Raw genomic sequence first — 21,299 nt, forward strand, 5'->3', positions numbered from 1 at the left:
TTTCCTGCCAGTGTTAAATGTATCAATCCAACAAAATCCATTCATCTTCAACCTTTTTCCATGTTCTCATATGATCTTCTTCATCAACGTACATCGTACCTAAGGGAGCATTTTGAGACAGTTGATTTGGATTACCTTGACCGTAAATAATCTTACCCCCTGTTTTAAACGCATAGGGTGAGGTACTAAGCTCAATTCGTGGACCAAGAATTTCATACTTTTGACTAGAAATCACGCTTACCTCAGCAAATAAACTGCGATACGATGATAAAACAGTTTGCAAATTCTGCTCAGATAAGCCTCTACCTAAAACAATTGTAAACTGTCCTTCTCTTACCAGGACCCCTCTGCTGGAACTCAACTCTTTATACACTTCAGTTCCATCGGTTTTTGCAGTGAACAACCTTACCATGAATCTTTTCATTACTTCGCCTCCTACCAGTCTTCCACTTCCTTCACGCAATTGCCCCGAAATAGCAAGCATTCGATTAGTCTGCGAAGGACGGACTACATGAAGAACTGCGGCTCTACTTGTATCTGTGGTTGCCCCGCTGGTTGCTACGCACTTAAATACACTGCCTGAATCGGCTATTGTTACCGAATCAATAAGTAATGCAGGTGTATTTACTCCCGGTATTTCAATACCATTTCTAAACCAACTAAATTCCCCGTCTTCACAATCTGTTTCGATTGAGAAGAGTGCTGTTTCACCTATAAAAAGTGTATCTGAAACAGGATGTGTGGTAATTTCACAAAACAAATGAGGCAATACGACAAGGCGCGTGCCTTCACTTTCAATTTCACCGCAACTATTTGATATTTCTACCGTAAATAGATCGTTATGATTAAAACTATGCACTTCAGGGACAGTAATTTGAGCTGAGTTAGAACCATTAATCAATACTCCATTTCGAAACCATTGGTAGGTTCGGTTCAAGCCCGAAGCAATCACTGAGAAATGAACACTTTGACCTTCACCAACCACCTTAAGAGAATCCTTGTAGATAATTGAAGGTGCTCTACATTTGTGTACAGAAAGTTCAACTTCTATGGTATAGATAGTATCACATTCACTTTCCACTCTACAATAAAATCTCGATTGATCCAAAGTAGTATCTACATTTCTAATGGTGTAATCTGCATAAACCGCACCGGGAATTAAAACACTATCTTTATACCATTGGTAAGAGTAATTTTGGGGATTTTGAAGCTTTACTTCGAACTGTACATCTTTACCCTCAAATACTTCTTTATTCTGTGGTTGTGAGATTACTACAGCTGGTTCACATATTTCCCTTGTACATGAAACTCTAAAATCTTTCAAATTAATTGTTCTGTTTTCATCATCAGCACCTGTACTGTATTCTATGGATAAAGCTGATATTTCAGTACCAAAGTGAATATTGCTAAATATAGGCCCGTAACCATACCCTAAAGAGTAAGAAAAAGAGCTGTTGCTCCCGGGTTGTAAATCTAACATGAAATTTAAATCCCTATTTAGGGGTGATCCCATGCTGATTTTTTGTTTTTCAATTACAGAATCGCCATGCAATAATTCAAATTCAGCATCAGCTTCTTCATCAAATTCATATTGTATCGAATAATCCGGATCCTCACCATCGACATGAAAAACCAAAGTCAAAGAATCACTTCTGGGCCTGGTTACACTCTTAGCGTATAAGTTAACCATAGGCTGTACATTGACATGTTTTGCATAGATACCTCCGAAATGGTACGTACCGCCGGAGTACAGGATCACTTTTGCTCTGGGAGCAATGACATAACCAAAGTAATTACCATAGGTACCTATCTCAACATCATTGGTCTGTCTGGTATAAAAAGTGACATTTTCCCGATGAGTGGAATCATTAACAATCATTTCCGTTCTATCGGCAAACCTTAATTCATCGCGTGTATTAAGCTGAAACAATTCACCATCATCATCAAGGTCTATATGAATTCTTATATCCGGATGTAATCTAAAATGACTGAAATTATAAACTCCGGATGAGAATCTGATTCTTGCACCCGCAAAAGCTTCAAAAGAACCATACGTCCCGGGTGGAATTGATACAGTATCACCACCCCAAACTGTTATCGGCAAAGTTCCCACCGGTACACTCACAAGCTCAGGCTCTGGAACAGATACAGGATAATGGAGGTGAACGTCTCCATCAACTACAACACCTTGCTCTATGTAGATTGTATCAGCACAATAAACATCACCGTTTATTGTGCTACGATGACCTATAGAGGTGTGCAAACCAGATTCTAAAAAACTTGTCAGCTCCACGTCATTACCTACCAATATAGGGCTGTTTGGACCAGAACCGATTCCCTTACCCTCTATATTTACTCTATCTCCTATTGTAACTCCATTTTTACCAATAAGAGAATATTTCTCTAGTTCGCTCCCGGAAACTTCCTCCCCTGTGATGTTCATTAACCAACTTACAGTTACACTATCATAGGGAGAAATAATAGTCGGTTCAGTTTTTAGAATGGCCTTTTCCCCACCTCCGGGAGTTGTTGTATAAGCAAACAGGCTGCAAAGTTCCCAGTATTGGTGTTTGACGAAACCCAGTTCTTCAAATGATTCCGCAGATTCAAAATCGTAAATTGTGCTCTGGCAGTCTTCAATTTGACCGGAGAGTAATCCTGAAAGAGAACTATACCTCGACTCCGTAATAACGTCCTCTCTTTTAGATGCATGAGTAACTCCTGCAAAGAGAATTAGAGGAAAAGGAATGGTATAATTAGTTGAGTATTGAATATATGCAGAATCCTCCGCAGACTTGTAAAAAAGAGAAAACGTATCTCCTTTTCTCTCGATTTTTAAATGACTATAGTTGTGTGTACACAACTGAACTCTTCTAGCTATACCCGAGGGAGTAGTTCGATAAGTAAGGAATAATCCATTTTCACCATTGAGCAGAGCCAGCATGGCAGACTGAGCAACGGTATCTGCTCTTACCATAAGCCCACGGGTAGTTTTTCTGGTATGGTCTACAATTGCTGTATTTTCTATTTTTAGTTCGAAATCACCCCTCACAAATCCATTAGCAAAAATACAGGTATCTGCTTCCCCTTTAATACCTGAACCCCCACCAAACAAATAGATCCGTTCTCCACTTACATCAGTTCTCTCGGTATCTAAAGGACTGTCTCCAATTGCTGTTACTCTGATATCTGCATTTGTTCCAGAAACAAATACTAAAGGAAACACTAACAACAAAGTTATCAAAAGGTTAAGCTTAAATAGGTTATTTATCACCATATCTCCTGTTTTAATACCCCAATTAGTACAAGTAAAAAAGTCCTGGGGTAAATAAATTATTTATTTTCTCATAAGCTTCACTCAAGCTCAGCCCAACTATTATGTGTTCTTATATAAGTTTTACCGTTTGAGTTATCGATATAATATGTTCCCACAGGTGCCTCCAATCCGGCATGGCGGGGATCAACACCACCACGAAGTACTTCAGGGGTACCAGAGAAAGCATATGGGGAGGCTGTCAGTGGGGTACGGGGCGATAGAGTCTCAAAATTGCCACCGGGTCTGGACACTGAAAAAGAAACGTAAAGACTGGTATTGCTTTGAATAACTTCTCTAAGATCATTATCGGTTTCGCCCTCACCAAGGCGAAGGAAAAACCTATTCCCATCCACCGTTATTCCCTTGCCATCAGAGTGTAAAAAACTCTCTTTATACAACGAACTATCAGACGTAAGAGAAGAATAAAGTCTAACAATAAAATCCATATCAAATGCTTCTCCTGAAATACTACTACTACTTTTACTCCTTAACTCCCCTGAAACTACAATTAATTGACTGGTAGGTCGCTTTACTATAAGATTTGCGGAACGACTGCTGATTGTTCCATAGCTATTAGATACTTCACAGTATATCGTTGTACCATTGTCATTTTTTCCAACAGGACCAAGCACAAGAATCGAATCGGTTGCACCCATTACCGCACCAGTATCCGATACCCATTGATACGAAAACGGACCATCTCCACCCACTGTAACAGCTATTTTTACCGTATCACCGGCAGTGAGTAACAAATTTTGCCTCGGATGTTCGGTTATAAAGGGTAGGGTATTTGCGTTACAGAGGGTGCAAGCAATAACTAGAATGATACCAAATAGCAGATCTAATCGCTCTCTCATGTTTACTCCATATTTTAGGGTGCAGGTATTACCAAAAATGCACTATGATTATCCAATCACACTTTTTTATGCTGCAAGGGATTATAGGAGAGATCAACAATGTAAACAGAGGTCAATTTGAAACTATTAAAGAAGGTATACTAAAGCAGACCTGAATAAACGTATTTCTCTTCAAAACCTTAAAATGGCACTGTATATAATGTATACAGTCCATAACAACAGATGATACATCTTATTCCAAATATCGTGTCATAAGATACATGCGTGTAAAGAGCTTAGGCAACTTATTTATTATCTATTTGTAATTATTATCAAAAATCTTCATTTGTTGGTGTAAATTTTATAAAAAAAAACCATAGTTTTGAAAAAATACTTAGATTATTTCACATGATCGAATAATAACTAAAGAAGCTGTTGTAAAAGTTACAAAATTACATGCATGGGATCACTTTTCATCTAATTCAAAGATAAAAAAGTAAACATCAAGCACCATTTTATCCCTCTCTTATGGACGATACACTTGAAATCGTACCGTCCTTAGAATCATTACCCAAAACCCTGAAAAAACATACCAATTCACCTCTCACCCTTTCTTTTTCTCCCATCGCTTAGTAAATTCTTGCTTTTAATCTCAAATCATTTATTTTATTTGATCAGATTCTGTTTAGACCCTTGTTTCCCGCTCCCTGATCTCTTTCCTTAAAGCAGGGTACAAGCGCAGAAATATGAGCATAAACAGCAAAAAACGCCCGAATAGAGTCCTTTTTAAACATTTTTGAAGCATTTTTTCCGATGAATAAAACAATTGGCTCAATACTACAGTTATACACATCTCTTGAGCATGCAGTCCTTGATTATGCAGAGCAGATTTCAAAAAATGGGCAAAAACGTATCGGAGAAGTGTTAACAGAGCAGGGCCATGTAGATGAAACAACACTTTATAAAGCTCTTGCAAAACAGTTTAACATGGAATTTCTCTCCTCTCTGGATCAGGAATTAAATGTAGAGCTTATAAAGGAACTTCCCATAGAACTGTTCAAAAACGGTAATTGTCTCCCTCTTACCGGAGGCGGTGAGTTTCTTCGAATAGCAGTGTGCGACCCCCTTGATTTTGACATAATAATGGAGGCTTCTGCTGCCAGCAGCCAATCGGTGCTCTCTGTACTTACCCCCCCTTCGCAGCTCAAAGCCGCCCAAAGCAGACTCTTTGAAGGCGATAGTTTTTTCAAACAATCAGCAGGGAAGATTTTACGGGAGTATGAGAAGAAATCCCTTCCCCGGGAAGATGGTTTAAGTGTAGAAGAGATTCGTCAGAGAACCGAATCAGAGCCGGTGGTAAGACTTGTATCACTTATTTTCGATGAAGCGATAAAGTGCAGGGCTTCAGATATTCATATCGAACCCTACGAACACAATGCTCAGGTTCGTTTCCGGATTGATGGGATGCTTAAACAGCACACCGAAGTTACCCGTTACATGTATACCCCACTGACTTCGAGGATAAAAATCCTGGCCGATATTGATATTGCAGAAAAGCGGATACCTCAGGATGGACGAATTCGCTATTCCTCTGAAGAGCAGGCATTTGACTTTCGCGTCTCCACTCTTCCCACCCATTATGGGGAGAAAACTGTAATCCGTATTCTTAAACACGATAAAGCTCTTTTGAATTTGGAAAACACAGGTATAAGTCCTTCTCAAATGGAAAAAATTAATAATCTGATCGAGAAGCCTCAGGGGATGATTTTTGTAACCGGTCCAACTGGAAGCGGCAAGAGTTCAACTCTTTTTTCCTGTCTCAACCGTATACGTGGCAAAGAGATAAACATAACAACAGTGGAAAACCCAATAGAGTACAAGCTTGAGGGGATCAATCAGGTTCAAATAAACGAAAAGGCAGGTGTTACCTTCGCGGCTGCACTTCGCTCTATACTTCGTCAGGACCCTGATGTAATACTGGTGGGAGAGATTCGTGATTCGGAAACGGCACAGATTGCAGTGCAGGCATCCCAGACCGGGCACCTTGTGTTCTCAACACTGCACACCAATGATGCACTCTCTGCTGTAACACGGCTTAAGGATCTTGGTATCCCGGGGTTTTTGATCTCATCATCCCTGCTTGCAATCCTTGCACAAAGACTGGTACGGGTTCTTTGTCCCGATTGCAAAACAGAACAGAAGATGTCTCCTGAAACAAAGCTTCGCTGGCGATCACTTCTTGGCTCTCATCCACTGCCCCGTACCTTTGCTGCCCAGGGATGTGAACGTTGTGGTTTTACGGGCTTTAGAGGCCGAACAGGAGTATTTGAACTTCTTATAGTAAATGAAGAAGTACGATCAATGATTGCAGATAATATTTCCGAAAGCGCACTTCGAAAACACCTTAAAGGGAACAGTTTTGTTTCTCTTATTGAAGATGGCATAGAAAAAATAGAACAGGGTATCACCACACCAGAAGAACTGTTGCGAGTTGTTCAGGTCGAAGATGCCCTTCATTTCCAAAACAAGGATGAATAGATCATTCTACAAGTAAAAGGCCCCGTTTTCATGAAATTAATACTTTGTTTAACCTTGATAGCAGCTCTGAGGATCAACTCATTTTCTCAGTTGCAGCCAGAAGAGAGCAGTACTGCAGATACCGTTGAGCAGCGTTTATCCCTCGATGTGAAAGACACCGACATTCGCGACGTCATACGTATGATATCCAGAAGTTATAACCTTAGCATCCTTATGGATCAGGATGTCAGGGGCACTGTAACGCTTCACCTTAATGATGTTCCTGTTATGGAGGGACTTAACCGCATTGCCCAGACCAATGGCTTTGAGATTGTTAGAGAGGGCAATGTCTACCGGATACAAAAAGCCTCAATTCAGCCCCGATCGGAGATCAGCTACAGTGATGGAAAACTGAGTCTTGACATAAACAATATGGATGTAAATGACTTTCTGGAGATTTTAAGTTCAAAGGCAAATATCAGTGTGGTAAGAGATTCTGAAGTTGATGGCCGTGTAACCGGCAAACTGTATCAGGTCGATCTCCATGATGGAATACGGGCGATACTTGAAGGAAATGGTTTTCAGGCAACAAGGCGCAGAAACATCTATCAGATATCCACTATTGACCCAGCTTCTTCGGTTCAGACCCGCCCTACAGGTATAAACCGACGAGGCTCAACTGGCGGTTTTTTTGTAGATTACAGAGATGGTCGTTTAAGCCTGGATGTGCAAAGTGGGGATCTTGAAGATGTGATCAGTGCCATATCAGAGCAGGGCGATGTACAAATAGTGACCTACGGGAATATAAAAAGTGAGGTAAATGCGAAGATAAATGATGCACCGTTAATAGAAGCTCTGGCTCTGTTACTTGGTGGCACCCGTTTTACCTTTGTACAGAGAGAAGGAGTGATACTTATAGGTGACAGAAATACCGCAACCCCTTCAGGCCAGGCACTCTCTATGTCTGAACTGATACACCTTAACCACATTAAAGCGGAAAACATTCCTTCAATTCTCCCTAAAGATATACCTGCTACCAATATCAGGGTAATAAAAGAGCAGAACGCAATACTGGTATCAGGTACTTCAGAGGACATAGTCACCACAAGAGAATTCATTAATGCTATCGATATACCTACCCCGCAGGTCAGAATAGACGCGGTAATTGTTGAGTATAAAGACAATCTTAACAGTGAAGTGGGTATACGCTACAGCACCGAAAAGGATATGAGAGATGATTCTTACCTGACGCTCCCGGCACCCAATACGCGCCTTTCGGATCAAACAGAAGGCACAGAGCTTGGTATTAGTGGTAAATTAATGCATGAAATACTTTCAGGTATTAATGTCAGTAAAAAAATTACAGACCTGATAGATTCCAACTTTTTTGCCGCCCTTAGAGTTCTTGAGCATCAGGACAAAGCGCAGGTTCTTGCCCAGCCATCCATACTTACTTTAAACGGGCACCGAGCCTCAATAGACGTAAGCGAAACCCAGTATTTTAGAATGGTATCCGGCACAGCAGAGAACCAGACTGTTCGGTTTCAACCCATTCAGTTTGGTATACAACTGGACATTACCCCCTGGATAAGCCAAAGTGGCCAGATTACAGCAGAGATCACCCCTGTTGTCTCTAACTCCGAGAACGTAAACAGAGAGGGTTATCCCAATGTCTCAAGCCGCTCTATGACTACTACCGTACGATTAAATGATGGTGAAACGCTGGTGCTTGGCGGACTCATCAAAAACCAGGAAACAGAGTGGCAACACAGAGTGCCCATACTGGGAAGGCTACCAATTATTGGTGCATTATTCAGAAACAGAGGACGTACCAGACAAAAATCTAATCTGGTGGTGTATATCACACCAAGGATTGTTTCAAGAGACCAAATGGTTGATCTTGACCAGGAACTTGAAAATATGAGCCTTGAGCAGAAAAATTTTCTTGAGCGCCAGGTTCATCACGGGATGGATAAAATGAGATCCTTCTTTAGCAGAGAAGAATCGGTCGAGGAAGATTTACAAAGTCAGGAGCATGATACAACACAGGATAAATTACCTGACAGTCTACCAACTCAGGAGCCGGAAGACTTTCCAACTCCACTTATTCAAACAAAGCTCGACAAACCTGAAAATGCTGATTCTTTAATTATTCAGGTAGAGGAATCGGCCAAACAGGATACAGAATAATGCATTCAGGCCCCCAAAAAAAGTGTAAGAAAATTACCGGTGTTGTACCTACTGAAAGCCTGAATTTTATCTCGGTTACTCTTATACGTACATCTTCATCACAGTGGAAAGTTAAATCCATAAAAGAGTGGCAGTCCGCAAACCGTGTAAAACCACAATTATTCTTATCCAATGGTGCCATGCTGGGTGTTACAACACATTGGTTGAACAATACGACCGGTGCCGCTCAGGACCTTATTTTTACACCATACGATTCGGCAGTTAAAGCTGCCACATCTCCTGTACATAACCAAGCTTTTATCAAAGCGCTTTCCGGAACTATTATCGACCTAGTAACCGATGATTTTTACCTTATAAGTATACCTCAGACCTTTTGCAAAGCGTGTAAGGAATCATTTATTTCGCTTCATTTTAATAAAGGTATCCTTAAGGCCGGGATCGTAATAAACAATAAGCTTGAAGGTGTTTTTAACCTTTCATGCCATACGACAGAGGAAGTTTTTGGTAATTTTGCTCGCATAGAGCGATACTGGAGCCATAAACTTAATCGCAATGATTTTCCAAATACGTGTGTAACCATTGGATCGAATTTAAATGATTTTCATTTAAACTCAAAAAATACACTATCAGCGGATATCCCAAAGGAGCTAATTGAAAGCAGTGATGCTTTAAAAGCAGCAGGTGTTGCATTTTCAAGAACAGGTGAAGCGCCTACCTTTGGTATCGCCAAAGAAGATCAGTACAGTACGTTTCGCCCTTTGGCACAAAAAATAGCAGTCTGCCTTCTTATACTTGCACTACTCTTTTCTGTCACACCGCGTGTTCTTACAATTTATTCTTCTCATCAGTTATCTGAAAAACAACGCCTGTACAACTCTATACTGAAAGAAGATCAGGACATCCGTGATTTAACAGAGAAGAGCGAAAAGCTATCACAGGAGATACTCTCTTTTAAACAAACCTACTCCAGACGTACCAATTGGAGCAGGTTACTGCAGGCTCTTGGGGAGAGCAGACCAGATGATCTGTTTATTGAACGCCTGGGCTCAGAACCAATTGGTGGCTCTGATGATAGGATTAGAATTGCCATTGGTGGTTGGGCACATTCTGAAACTTCAGTTACACGTTTTATCGCTAATTTGCAATCATTAACCTTTATTCATGGCATCTCCCTTTCATCTCTTGAACGGGATGCAGAAGAGAGAGAAATATGCCGATACCGAATCATATGCACTCTGGATTTATTCGAAAAATAGCTCTACATTATCAGTTAATAGTAATCATGAGTGCGGGTTTTTTCCTTTTCTGCGCTTCGATACACTATTTTGCGGTACCGCAGCTTTTAGCGCTGATTGAAAAACGGAGTAAGATAAATCAACTTAACTCCTACATATCATCCTCGGATGGATTCGATAAAATCAAAGCGGAGATAGCAAATACCAATGCTCTTCTTGAGTTGAAGTTAAAAGACTTACCCAGAGTGGCTTCCTCCAGAACGATTTCTGATGTTCTTGACCAGCTTATTAACCACGCAAAGGATGCAGGTTTTCAGTTGACAAAAATTCAGCCTGGTGAGGGGAACACTATCGGTAATCAGATTCACATACCTGTTGAGCTTGAAATGAGCACAGGATACAACTCTGTAGGAAAGTTTGTTGCTTCCCTTGAAACAGTGCCTCAACTGCTAAGGGTGGAACAAATTGGCACAGAAGCACAATCGCAAGATACACTGCTTGTAAGACTACTTGTAACCTGTTTCATCCCATCACAGGAGAATCAGTAATGCACTCAGATAGTACCAAATCCCTTCTGCTATTACTCTCGGTCGTATGCATCGCAACCGGTATAGTATTTTTGTTAGATCTACCTTCATCTCTTAGTCAGATATCCCCTGATAGCACATCTTCTCCCTTAAGAGACCAACAAGAAGATTTTCACTCCATAGAGCAGGCATTAAATATTCAATTCGATACTCATCCTGTAACATTCCCTGATGAATTACAATCTCCGTTCAGAATGTACACAAATAAACCAACACGCCCTGCGGCTGTTGTCAGAAGGCCTGTTGCTCAACCTCAACCAAGAACACCCCTACAGGTCAAAGGCGTGTTAACCCAGCCTTCATATATTGTAATACTTGAGGATAATACCGGTCAGACCTATATTAGAGAAAAAGGTGACAAGATACACGAAGCAACCATTATCGCAATCAGTAGAAATGGTGTTACACTCAGAGATAATCAGGGTTCTTACCAGATCAATGTAGAGGAAACTCCGTGAACATACAGGTAGGAAGCAGAAGTGGCAACACGATGCCATTTATCCTATTCTTCTCAGCAGTCGCGTTTATAACTTTATCAATTTTTCTTGCCTACCAGACACGATCAACAAAAGTTTCTTTCCGTTCACCTTCTGATTTACAGGCCCTACTCAATGCCAGATCTGGTGTGTATAAAGCGATTCATCTGTTCACCAATGACTTAAGTACCGAAGATACACTGCCCACCATTTCAACGACAAACCCCTCCTTTTCCATGGGTATGTTTGATGACAGAAACGATATTACCCTAAACGACGGTAAACTTCGTCTGGATGGAGAAGTACAAACAATCACCCTCTATGATAATGACAGCAGCAACAGTGCTGATGTCGCACTGACAGCTCAGGGAATATATTGTCTGATTAGTTCTGAAGCAACCGTTCTTGATATAACACGATTGGTAGAGGCAAAACTTGGCAGCGGACCTCCCGCGCTACCGGATACGGTTCTTATACTTGAAAATAATAATCCTGTAAGAGGAAGTTACAGAGGCACGGTTATACGGGAATCAGACGATCAAAGTAACAAACAGGAAGCAATAGACCGGTTTATATCGGAATACAGTAGCAGGTTGGCTAATGCAGATACATCCATTTTTGAGACACCTTTAACTATTCGATCCAAGAATGCAGTACACTCTATACCTGATATTGTAAGAACACATCTATTACTTGACGCTCCCTATTTTGATATTACCTGGAATGAAAAAAGAAATATTACTGTTTTAGGAGATTTGCAGATAAGCGGATCTTTTAATGTACAAAATCTCGACTTCGCGGTTGCCGGAGAGATCAGAATATTAGATAACTCCAAATTGGTTAATGTATCCCTTTTTTCCGATCATCGTATATTTATAGGTGATAATGCCACTTTTGAAGGAAACGCGATATCAATGGGGACCATAAACCTGTATGGAAGAGCAGAAGCAAAGAACAGAAGTTCCTTTATGAGTCTTGGCAAAAGAAGCAGCAGTAATGATTCCGGCAGTACATCCCAGAACTACTCTATCCTAATCTCCGAGGCATCACGCTTTGATGGAACAGCTATAGCAATTGGCAATGCATGGTCAATTAAAACCGACCCATCAACACAAATTAGCGGCATATTATGGGGGAATAACTTAGTATGTCATGGTGGAGAATTAGCAGGTATTTTACGGGCAAAAGGGTTGTCTGATTGTATTTATCAGGAAATAAGCCTAAATCCGGATGACGAAGATAGCGAGAATCTGTTCTCCGGTACAATAGCACCTCTTGAGAATATCAAAGAATACAAAATGCCCTATTTTATGGGGCAACCGAAAATTGTAAGCTGGCAGGAGATGTAGTATACATGAAAACAAATCCACCGGATCGAAACGGGTTCACGATTGTAGAATTGATGGTTTCTGTCTTTATACTTGGAATAATCTCTACATCTTTGCTTCAGGGTCTCTATTCAGGTGATAAGATCCGTGGCAGAGCGAATGTCGCCCGTAGCGCTTCACACCTTGCTCTTAATGAGGCTGAAAGGATAAAAAATTCAGCAACAACGGGTTTTATTATTCAGGATTCTGTCTATCAACAGACAATCAGAGGGGTGAGTTATTCTGTTAACAGAACCGTTCTGTCTCATCACCTTACGGATAATTCAGAGCCGATTGAAATACATATTGATATTACTCCGGAGCCATCAGATTTTCCATCCTATTCTTTCAGGATGATTCAGGGGTATGACTTTTAATACAATTAAAGAGATGAAGCCATTTAAACGTTGTGGGGTAAGTATAATTGAACTTACTGTTGCTATGGCTATATCTGCAGTGCTGCTCTCAATACTTTTCTACACATGGAATACTTTTAACTTTCAAATAGCGCAAAGAGACCATGTGTATTCATTGCGGGATGAAACGATCCGTATTGCCGAAGAGATAACCACTAACATACGACGAACTCCTTCTGTACTTGATTATTCATTGAATTCGATACGATTCATTTCTCCAACTCATGGCGACACAGTAGAATACAGATTTGATGGAGAGCAACTTTCAAGAAATGGCAAAACAGTAACAAACCGTGCTTACGGTGGGGAAATTACTTCTTTTGAGATCAGAGGCCATAATACGCAAATTGGATCAGAGCACATTTTACTGGAGATTTTGCTGACAAGCAGTGACAGAAGAGATAACAGGGATACTGTGAGGAGTATCGTAGGCAGCAAAACTGTTGGAGATGATGATAATAAGTTTTGGTGGTAAGCGGTTCTAATCGCTTCCAGAATGAGCGTCCATCAACCCTCATTCTCCTCTTTGAAAAAAGTTGCCGATAATTTTCAACACCAACGTGAGGGAAAGATTAAAGCCGCCGCCCCAAAAATGATCGAATTTGGGAATGAGTGATGAGCAGATTGAGAAGATTACCTCTCTGGGCATCGAGATAATAGAGAAACTAAGAGAGAAGGCATAAAATAAGCTAAAGGTGAAACGTCGTAAGCACAAAGTGAGCAGTATAACTGGATCAATACCTTAGTTCAGCGTTGTGGATTCAGAATCTCCCGTTATGGTTTTACTATTACGCGCGACGACGGTTAATACGCCTCATTCATCAATAGCCCAAATTTACTAATATCGAGCCCGATCTCCCTCAAACGCCTGTTTAACAGTGAACCAAGCGGATGTTGAGAGGGCAGGAGTTCAAGAAATATTGCATCATAACCCCTGCAATCAAGGTCCTGAAGCGTAGGGTAGAGATTTGCGGCGGCTTCACCTAAATCCCCTGCAAGCGATAGATTTCTGACGAACTCATATTCTGACGAAAAATTGACACTTTCCCCAAAAGTCACAAGAGCAACTCTGTTACAGCTACTCTGATCGTAAACAGAAAGTGAATCCTTTTCCGCAACAAATAGTGGTGTTGAGAGTACAAGTGAAGGCGATTGCTTATCGAAATAATTCTGCACTGATCCTCCGGTAAACCATTCAATTGTTCCGGTAACCTCTTTAATCTTCTCCACCGGAATAGATCCAGGTGAAACAATCAGAGGTGAATGAGAATCCAAAAACGAAATAACAGTCGCGTCATCGTTAATAATCCCACTATCAGTTTTAAACACCTCCCCATCCTCACTGCCCAAAAACTCAGATTCTTCACATGAGTCTTTTACCACAGCCAAAGGACCGTGCAGGTCAATAAATTGCCTGAACTCATCATTTTGCGGCATAGTAACCATTACAGTTGAACTGCGGTTATTTAGAATCCCGGGCACATTTTCTCCGGAGCTGAAAATCAGATTAAGACTACCAGGCCAAAACCGGGTAGAAAGCAAATAAGCAGTTTCAGGGAACTCTGCAACGATATCAAGCAGATCGATTCTGTTACTTACACACACCATCGGCTGCTCAATGTGATTTGCCCCCGTTTTTATCAACATTTTTGCCAAAGCTTTGCTGCTGAAAACAGAAGCTGCTAAAAAGGTACCGGAAGCGGTTTCAAGCCGTAACAAGGAGTCGTCCATAGTTTTAGTCCTTCTTTCCATCCGTTTTTCCTTTCAATGGGGTATCACATTTTTCTTGCGAAGAAATGGCTTTTTTTATCTAAATATTACGGCTTTACTGTGCCAGTATTTTCTCCCGGGATATAAAATCGGTATTATATTTACCCTGCTTAAATCTCTCATTATCCAGAATTTTTAGATGCAGTGGTATTGTTGTTTCGATCCCTTCCACCTTAAATTCATGCAGTGCCCGTTTCATTCTGGCTATAGCAACATCACGATTCTCAGCGTGTACTATAATCTTTGCAACAAGCGAGTCATAAAGGTGAGGTATCGTGTAGCCGGGGTAGATGTGGGAGTCGATTCTAACCCCCGGGCCCCCGGGTAGTATAAGATGAGTAATTGTTCCCGGTGATGGAATAAAGCCCTTATCGGGATCTTCAGCGTTTATTCTGCACTCTATTGAATGCCCCTCATGCAGGACCTCTTGCTGAGTGAAGGGCAGTTTTGCACCACCGGCGACCAATATCTGATGTCTCACCAAATCGATGTCACTACAAAGCTCTGTTACCGGATGCTCAACCTGAATGCGGGTGTTCATTTCGATAAAATAGAACCGATTTTGTTCATCAACTATATATTCTACCGTGCCGGCGCCAATGTAGTCTGTTTGCTTTGCCAGTCGTACTGCAGAATCAAACATCTTCTGGCGCACCTGCTGTGGTAGAAACGGTGCAGGACTCTCTTCAATTAGTTTCTGGTGACGTCTTTGAATCGAACACTCTCTCTCCCCCACACTTACCGCATTTCCATATCCATCGGCAAGAATTTGTACTTCAACGTGACGTCCCACCTCGATAAAACGCTCCACATATACACTGTCATTACCAAAGAAATTCTGAGCTTCATTGCGTGCAAGATGAAGGTTCTCTGCAAGTTCGGCCTCCTCCCGAACGATGCGCATCCCTTTGCCACCACCACCTGCAGCGGCTTTAATTATAAGCGGATACCCAATCTCAGAAGCGATTCGCATCACCTCCTGATCACTCTCCACCGCTCCATGACTACCGGGTATCACCGGCACATCGGCTTCAAGCGCTGTTTTTACAGCAGCTATTTTATCACCCATTCGACTAATGGTCTCAGGTGAAGGGCCGATAAACACGATACCATAGGCATTTACCAATTTGGCAAATTCAGCGTTTTCAGAAAGAAATCCGTAACCTGGGTGTATAGCATCTGCTTTAGCAACCTTTGCCGCTGTAATTATCTCTCCCTTATTAAGATAGGTCTCCCTTAGGTTACCTTTGCCAATGCAGAGAGCTTTGTCAGCATATTTCACATGAAGTGACTCTTTGTCCGCTTGAGCATACACAGCTACCGATTCTACCCCTATCTCCTTTAAGCTACGAATAACCCTCAGAGCAATCTCTCCACGATTTGCAACCAGAACTCGCTTTAACATGCAGCTTCTCTTTCTCCTTGAAACCTCTGCAGTTCAAAGGGGATGATGTACCTGTTTTACTCTATAAGCTGTTGTTCTCTACAGTAATATAACGTGTTGGTTAAATTTTTGTCAAATCTTGCCACCAATTAAACCCATTGTGCTCCCCGGTTAAATTGTCATTTTTTTTACCACCATCTTTGTTCTTCTATTTATATTGAAACAGCTGGTACTAAAAAACTTAAAATAAATAGCTATTACCCAATGGCATAGGATAGGAAATTAAAGAGTATGATTCAAAAAGAGTCACTTCTGTTTAAGACCTTATCACCACAGGATACATCGGTTGATTTTTTTATAAAAGATCTCGCTGACTCCTGCAATCTGCCCCCTTTTGAAATACGCCAAATTGTGGTAGGACACGGACTTAACAAATTCCCTGTACCCCAAAACGGCAGCATTAATGATATAGAGGCTATTTTTAAACGTAACCGAGTAAAATGTGTACCGTTTAATGGTTTAAAAAATGCCCCACAGGTGAAAAACGCACGTACCGTTTCATTTCACGATTCAATCACAACGCTCTGTGGTGCAAATAACGAACCACTGCTTTGTGTTGACAGTAATGCAGAACTTTTTTTTATAATCACCGATATCTCCGGTAATGATCAGGCAAGACGCATGCTTAAAACCAGGTTTGGTACATCATGTTACGGGGACCTTCCTGCTGCCCTCAAGGGAGTATGTATGCACGATCCCGTAGTTGACATTTACCTTCCGGAGCAACCCGACATTGCGGTACGAGTGGATCCCAAAACCTTCTCCTTTTTAAGTATGAAAGATCGAATGAGCCACTCAAAAAGTATCAATTTATCTATACTGATAAAAAACCTCTGCTCTATTTGCAAACAGTATAAATATGATGATTACTTCGGTTTATCAGATCTTACCACACGATATATAAAAGATAAACCGCGGGAAAAAGTTTTTGATGACCTCACACTCTACGGGCAAATCCTAAGTACAGCCTACTTTGGAGGACTTTTTTCGAACCAGGACGTCAAAGCAGTCGTGAGAGAAAAGGTCCACACTCCTTTGAACACTCCTTTGAACACTCCTTTGAACACTCCAGCACCAACCAGCAGTGAAAAGAGGCGAATCAGTCAGGAAGACCGACTGAAACGAATCATGAAAAGAGCATCTCCCCCTCCAGCGGTCGAGGGGCATACCTTTAGCAAAGCAACAATCAGTTCGATTTTTGTTCTGGCCTTTCCCACCGCCTGGGCATCAATGTTTAGTGCTATACACCAGTACAAAGATACCTATTTAGTTTATATTTTTGGTATTCTGTCCTTTTTTCCTGCACTATTTTTACTGGTTAAAGGGTTGTATCTATTTAAGTGGCGCAGGACAGTACAAAACACACCAACATCAAGGATACGCTCAGCAGCAATGGGAATGATCGAGTTAACCGGGGTGGCTTCCGGAAAATATGAGCTGCTTGCTCCATTTACCCTCACCCCCTGTGTTTATTACCGGTGCAGGATCTACAAACGTCACGATCATGAAAACAGACGTGATTGGAGACTTAAAAGAGAATATTCTTCAGGAAAACTTCCATTCTACATCATTGATGATACCGGAAGAATATGTGTCAATCCCAAAAATGCTCACATCACCAGTTTTAAAAAGTACAGGGAAGTGTTAACCGGTGGACACTTTGGCGCTTCCATGCGGTATTCAAAACTGGACTCAAATACCCGCGTTATACTTGATGTAATACCGGAAGGTAAAAAATTATATGTCTTGGGGTTTTCAAAACGAAGCTGGCAAAAAAAGACCATTGAAGAGCAGGTTCGCCATAAATTGGAATCCCTAAACTACAGCAAATCAGCCATTGCCAGGTTCGATACCAGTGCCGATAACAAACTAAACAGAAATGAACTCCTGGAGGCTGCTTCTATAATTGATCAGGAAATCAGAAAGAAGAAAAAATCGATAACTCCTGAGCGGGAAGTAATAATCGATAAACCCCCCTACGGAAGAAAGCCCCTTATAATTGCTTCATCAGAAAAGGATCTTATCAAAAACCTTGGCATTCAATCTGTTATGTACCTTCTCTCAGGGTTGGTATTGCTTGCGATCGGTACACATTCTCTAATTCAATTGTTGTAAAATTGAGGGATTAATGTTAATTTATTATCATTGATTCTCCTTCTACATGAAAGGTTTACTACTATGGCATGGGTTGCACTGGTTTTAATTCTTGCGCTTTTAATTATTGGTGTCGTTTATATAATCACTATTTATAACGGACTGGTGGCACTAAAAAACAATATATCAAAAACCTGGAGCAATATCGATGTTTTGCTTAAACAAAGGTATGATGAGCTTCCCAAGCTTATAAAGGTGTGCGAAGGCTACATGATTCATGAACGCTCAACTCTTGAAAATGTTACCAAAGCCCGCTCAATGCTTCAAAGTGCCAGCTCACCTCAACAGCAGACTGAAGCAAGCAACATGCTGACATCTGCACTTCGCTCTTTGTTTGCTCTCACGGAAAACTACCCGGACCTTAAAAGTGATATCAATTTCCGGCAGCTTCAGGCCCGTATCACCGAACTTGAAGAGATGATTGCTGATCGCCGGGAATTTTATAATGAAACGGTAAACACCTATAACATTCGTATTCAACAGTTCCCCGACATATTTATAGCCAACCAGATCGGCTACAGACGCGCACAGCTTTGGAAAATTAACCCTGAGCATCGAAAAGATGTCAAAGTTGAATTTTCCTTCAGATCTCCCTGATTTATGCCCAGATTTGACATACCCATGTCACAAATGTATTTATAAGTAGAAATGATCATTTAATCATGCTGCGGCTCAAATCAAAGCCACAAGGTTAATTTCATGCTTAAAAAATTACATTTGTTTCTATTATTTCTGCTGTTTTGCCTCTTTTTTTCAACACCATTTGCTGAGCAACAAACCCTCTCGGTTGCTTTGACTGGCCAATACCCCCCCTTTAGTTTTTATAACGTGCAGGGGGAGCTCGATGGGTTTGATGTCGATGTTTCAAAAGCCATAGCCGATCATCTGGGCTACGAGCTTGAGATTATCACCACCGAATGGGATGGTATCCTTGCAGGCCTTCTTGCAAACAGATATGATGCTATTATTGGATCAATGGCCATTACTGCCCAGCGTGCAGAAAGAGTCTCCTTCTCTACCCCCTATTACACCTCTGGTGCTCAGGTCTTTATCAATCTTAAAGATAAGGGGGAAATAGAGGGGATTGAAGACCTTAGTGGTAAAAGGGTCGGAGTGGTGCGGGGTGAAACTTACGAGCATTTCCTCAGAGAAAACCATCCCGAAGTCCAGGTGGTTACCTACCGAAGCACCGTTGATATTTTTCAGGACATGAACAATAACCGGCTCGAGGCTTTTTTGAGCGACCGACTGGTTGGACTCCATCAGATCAAATCTGCCAACATGCCCTTTATTTTAGCCGGCGATCTTCTTTATGAAGAGCAGATGGGTATTCCGGTTAGAAAACAGAATACTGAGCTGCTTGGCAAAATTAATCAGGCGCTTGAAACGATGGAAAGCGACGGTACACTTGAAGAGATACACGCACGGTACTTTGGACCTGCTACAGTAAGCATAGCTGAGGAAGGCGCATCTGAGTCAATGAGCATGGGCCTTATTGCCTCTATGCTGATTCAGGGGTTCGTTATTACCATCGGTGTTGCGATAGCATCAATTCTGGCAGGACTCATTTTGGCTATACCGGTAGGAGTCATTTTGCACTCCGAACCCCGTGTGTGGTACACAATTTTTCGCTCAATTACAGATTTTATCCGTGGAACTCCGGTTCTTATACAACTTTTCTTTGTCTATTTTGGGGCACCGCAGCTTGGTATCTCTCTTTCCCCTATCGCTTCTGCCATTATAACCCTTTCACTTAACTCCGCAGCATATATGTCTGAGGTTATACGCTCGGGCCTGATGGCAGTAGACAAGGGACAGGGTATCGCGGCAAGGGCTCTTGGATTAAACAGAAGAGAGCAGTTTCTTTACGTTGTGTGGCCTCAGGCGTTTCGTGTGGCTCTTCCCCCGCTGGTTAATTCCGCAGTTGCGCTTCTTAAAGATACAGCACTCGTTTCCGTAATATCGGTAAATGAAATTATCACAGAAACACAGTCGATAATCAGTGTTACCTATGACCCGATGAGGTTCTATTTTATTGTAGCGATAATGTTCTTTGCCTTTACCTACCCGCTGATGCAGCTTGCCGGTAAAATTGAACGCAATCTCAAAAGCAAAGGTTACACCGTATGATAGAAATTAAAAATGTTAACTACGAATATGTTCCCGGTAAACCTGTACTGAATAATATATCCGCAACGTTTCGTGATTCGGAGCCAATCTCAGTTGTTCTGGGTGAAAGCGGATCGGGAAAAACAACGCTGCTTCGCCTGCTTGGTCGTTTCCTCTTACCACAATCCGGTGAGATACTGGTAAAGGGTAAGGAGATAAGCACAATAGAAGAAAAGCAGTTTCGAAAGATGGTAGGGATCGTGTTTCAGCAGCTTTACCTCTTTCCCCATCTTACGGTTATGGGAAACATGACCCTTGCACTGCAAAAGGTGTTCAGGGTTTCACCTAAAGAAGCACAGCAAAGAAGTCTCAGAGTGCTTGAGCGCCTGGGGTTGCAGTCTCTTAAATCCAGCTACCCCTGTCAACTTAGTGGTGGTCAGGCCCAGAGAGCCGCAATAGCACGCGCCTTGGTCCTCGAACCCGATTACCTACTGCTGGATGAACCCACTTCAGCGCTTGATATCAACACCACCAACGATTTCTGTAAATGGTTAAAAACGCTGCAGGAAAACACACGATTTATCATCGTTACCCATGATCTGCCCTTTGCCCATGAAGTGGCCCATGAAGGCATACTGCTCCAAAATGGTGAAGTCTATGCAAAAGGTGATATAGAGGAGATTACAGATGTTTTCACCAACACAGTACAAGAGGCTAAAGCCGGCTAACCACTGCATCTGATTATCTTTGTAACAATACTTGCCTGTATTAGCAATAATTTACTATATTGCTAATACTATATCTCCATTTGTACTGATCTGGTGATATGTCTTTCAATCAAATATTCTCCTTAGTATTCCAGGTCTTTGTGTTAAAGCTTTT

16 protein-coding genes are annotated in these 21,299 nt (G+C 41.5%); 12 read left to right on the top strand and 4 right to left on the bottom strand.

Translation table 11 applies throughout. The annotated features are described in order from the left end of the window. Window positions 1–22: 22 nt before the first annotated feature. Together QA601_14000 and QA601_14005 are read right to left on the bottom strand one after the other, a co-directional pair. Window positions 23–3,277 (bottom strand): hypothetical protein, encoded by a 3,255-nt coding sequence (locus tag QA601_14000; protein ID MDG5816202.1) that lies wholly within the window; start codon window positions 3,275–3,277, stop codon window positions 23–25. Between the two features lie 77 nt (window positions 3,278–3,354). Further along, window positions 3,355–4,173, bottom strand: a complete 819-nt coding sequence (locus QA601_14005) for an immunoglobulin domain-containing protein (protein MDG5816203.1) — start codon at window positions 4,171–4,173, stop codon at window positions 3,355–3,357. A 792-nt stretch (window positions 4,174–4,965) separates the two neighbouring features. Here QA601_14005 and QA601_14010 point away from each other — a divergent pair. Genes QA601_14010 through QA601_14045 form a run of 8 tightly spaced genes read left to right on the top strand, consistent with a single transcriptional unit; the run spans window position 4,966 to window position 13,415 of the window. Further along, window positions 4,966–6,690 carry a GspE/PulE family protein gene (locus QA601_14010; GenBank protein ID MDG5816204.1) on the top strand — a complete coding sequence of 575 codons (1,725 nt, stop codon included), beginning with the start codon at window positions 4,966–4,968 and terminating at the stop codon, window positions 6,688–6,690. Window positions 6,691–6,720: 30 nt separating this feature from the next. Next, on the top strand, window positions 6,721–8,859 hold the full coding sequence (locus tag QA601_14015; GenBank protein ID MDG5816205.1) for a secretin and TonB N-terminal domain-containing protein: 2,139 nt from the start codon (window positions 6,721–6,723) through the stop codon (window positions 8,857–8,859). Next, complete coding sequence (locus QA601_14020; protein MDG5816206.1) at window positions 8,859–10,115, top strand: PilN domain-containing protein; 1,257 nt, start codon at window positions 8,859–8,861, stop codon at window positions 10,113–10,115. Before QA601_14015 ends, QA601_14020 begins: the two co-directional genes overlap by 1 nt. Then, the gene (gene pilO / locus QA601_14025; protein MDG5816207.1) at window positions 10,070–10,642 is read left to right on the top strand and encodes a type 4a pilus biogenesis protein PilO; all 573 of its coding nucleotides are present in this window, start codon (window positions 10,070–10,072) and stop codon (window positions 10,640–10,642) included. Before QA601_14020 ends, pilO begins: the two co-directional genes overlap by 46 nt. Next, window positions 10,642–11,139 carry a hypothetical protein gene (locus tag QA601_14030; GenBank protein ID MDG5816208.1) on the top strand — a complete coding sequence of 166 codons (498 nt, stop codon included), beginning with the start codon at window positions 10,642–10,644 and terminating at the stop codon, window positions 11,137–11,139. Before pilO ends, QA601_14030 begins: the two co-directional genes overlap by 1 nt. Further along, window positions 11,136–12,506 (top strand): hypothetical protein, encoded by a 1,371-nt coding sequence (locus QA601_14035; protein ID MDG5816209.1) that lies wholly within the window; start codon window positions 11,136–11,138, stop codon window positions 12,504–12,506. Before QA601_14030 ends, QA601_14035 begins: the two co-directional genes overlap by 4 nt. A 5-nt stretch (window positions 12,507–12,511) precedes the next feature. Beyond that, complete coding sequence (locus tag QA601_14040) at window positions 12,512–12,901, top strand: type II secretion system protein (GenBank protein ID MDG5816210.1); 390 nt, start codon at window positions 12,512–12,514, stop codon at window positions 12,899–12,901. Beyond that, window positions 12,891–13,415 carry a prepilin-type N-terminal cleavage/methylation domain-containing protein gene (locus tag QA601_14045; protein MDG5816211.1) on the top strand — a complete coding sequence of 175 codons (525 nt, stop codon included), beginning with the start codon at window positions 12,891–12,893 and terminating at the stop codon, window positions 13,413–13,415. The genes QA601_14040 and QA601_14045 overlap by 11 nt, the downstream gene beginning before the upstream one ends. A 329-nt stretch (window positions 13,416–13,744) precedes the next feature. Here QA601_14045 and QA601_14050 read toward each other — a convergent pair whose 3' ends face one another. Next, on the bottom strand, window positions 13,745–14,692 hold the full coding sequence (locus tag QA601_14050; GenBank protein MDG5816212.1) for a Sua5/YciO/YrdC/YwlC family protein: 948 nt from the start codon (window positions 14,690–14,692) through the stop codon (window positions 13,745–13,747). Window positions 14,693–14,765: 73 nt separating this feature from the next. Further along, entirely contained in the window at window positions 14,766–16,115 is a 1,350-nt protein-coding gene (accC, locus tag QA601_14055; GenBank protein ID MDG5816213.1) for an acetyl-CoA carboxylase biotin carboxylase subunit, read from the bottom strand. A gap of 270 nt (window positions 16,116–16,385) precedes the next feature. Here accC and QA601_14060 point away from each other — a divergent pair, with 270 nt between their 5' ends. The 4 genes from QA601_14060 (at window position 16,386) to QA601_14075 (ending at window position 21,145) form a co-directional block, all read left to right on the top strand. Next, window positions 16,386–18,269, top strand: a complete 1,884-nt coding sequence (locus tag QA601_14060; protein MDG5816214.1) for a hypothetical protein — start codon at window positions 16,386–16,388, stop codon at window positions 18,267–18,269. 63 nt (window positions 18,270–18,332) lie between these two features. After that, window positions 18,333–18,905 (top strand): LemA family protein, encoded by a 573-nt coding sequence (locus QA601_14065; GenBank protein ID MDG5816215.1) that lies wholly within the window; start codon window positions 18,333–18,335, stop codon window positions 18,903–18,905. Window positions 18,906–19,007: 102 nt separating this feature from the next. Continuing rightward, window positions 19,008–20,438: an ABC transporter substrate-binding protein/permease gene (locus QA601_14070; GenBank protein MDG5816216.1), complete on the top strand. Its 1,431-nt coding sequence runs from the start codon at window positions 19,008–19,010 to the stop codon at window positions 20,436–20,438. Beyond that, window positions 20,435–21,145: an ATP-binding cassette domain-containing protein gene (locus QA601_14075; protein MDG5816217.1), complete on the top strand. Its 711-nt coding sequence runs from the start codon at window positions 20,435–20,437 to the stop codon at window positions 21,143–21,145. The genes QA601_14070 and QA601_14075 overlap by 4 nt, the downstream gene beginning before the upstream one ends. Window positions 21,146–21,299 lie beyond the last annotated feature (154 nt).

This window comes from Chitinispirillales bacterium ANBcel5 (genome assembly GCA_029688955.1).
Taxonomy (GTDB): domain Bacteria; phylum Fibrobacterota; class Chitinivibrionia; order Chitinivibrionales; family Chitinispirillaceae; genus Cellulosispirillum; species Cellulosispirillum alkaliphilum.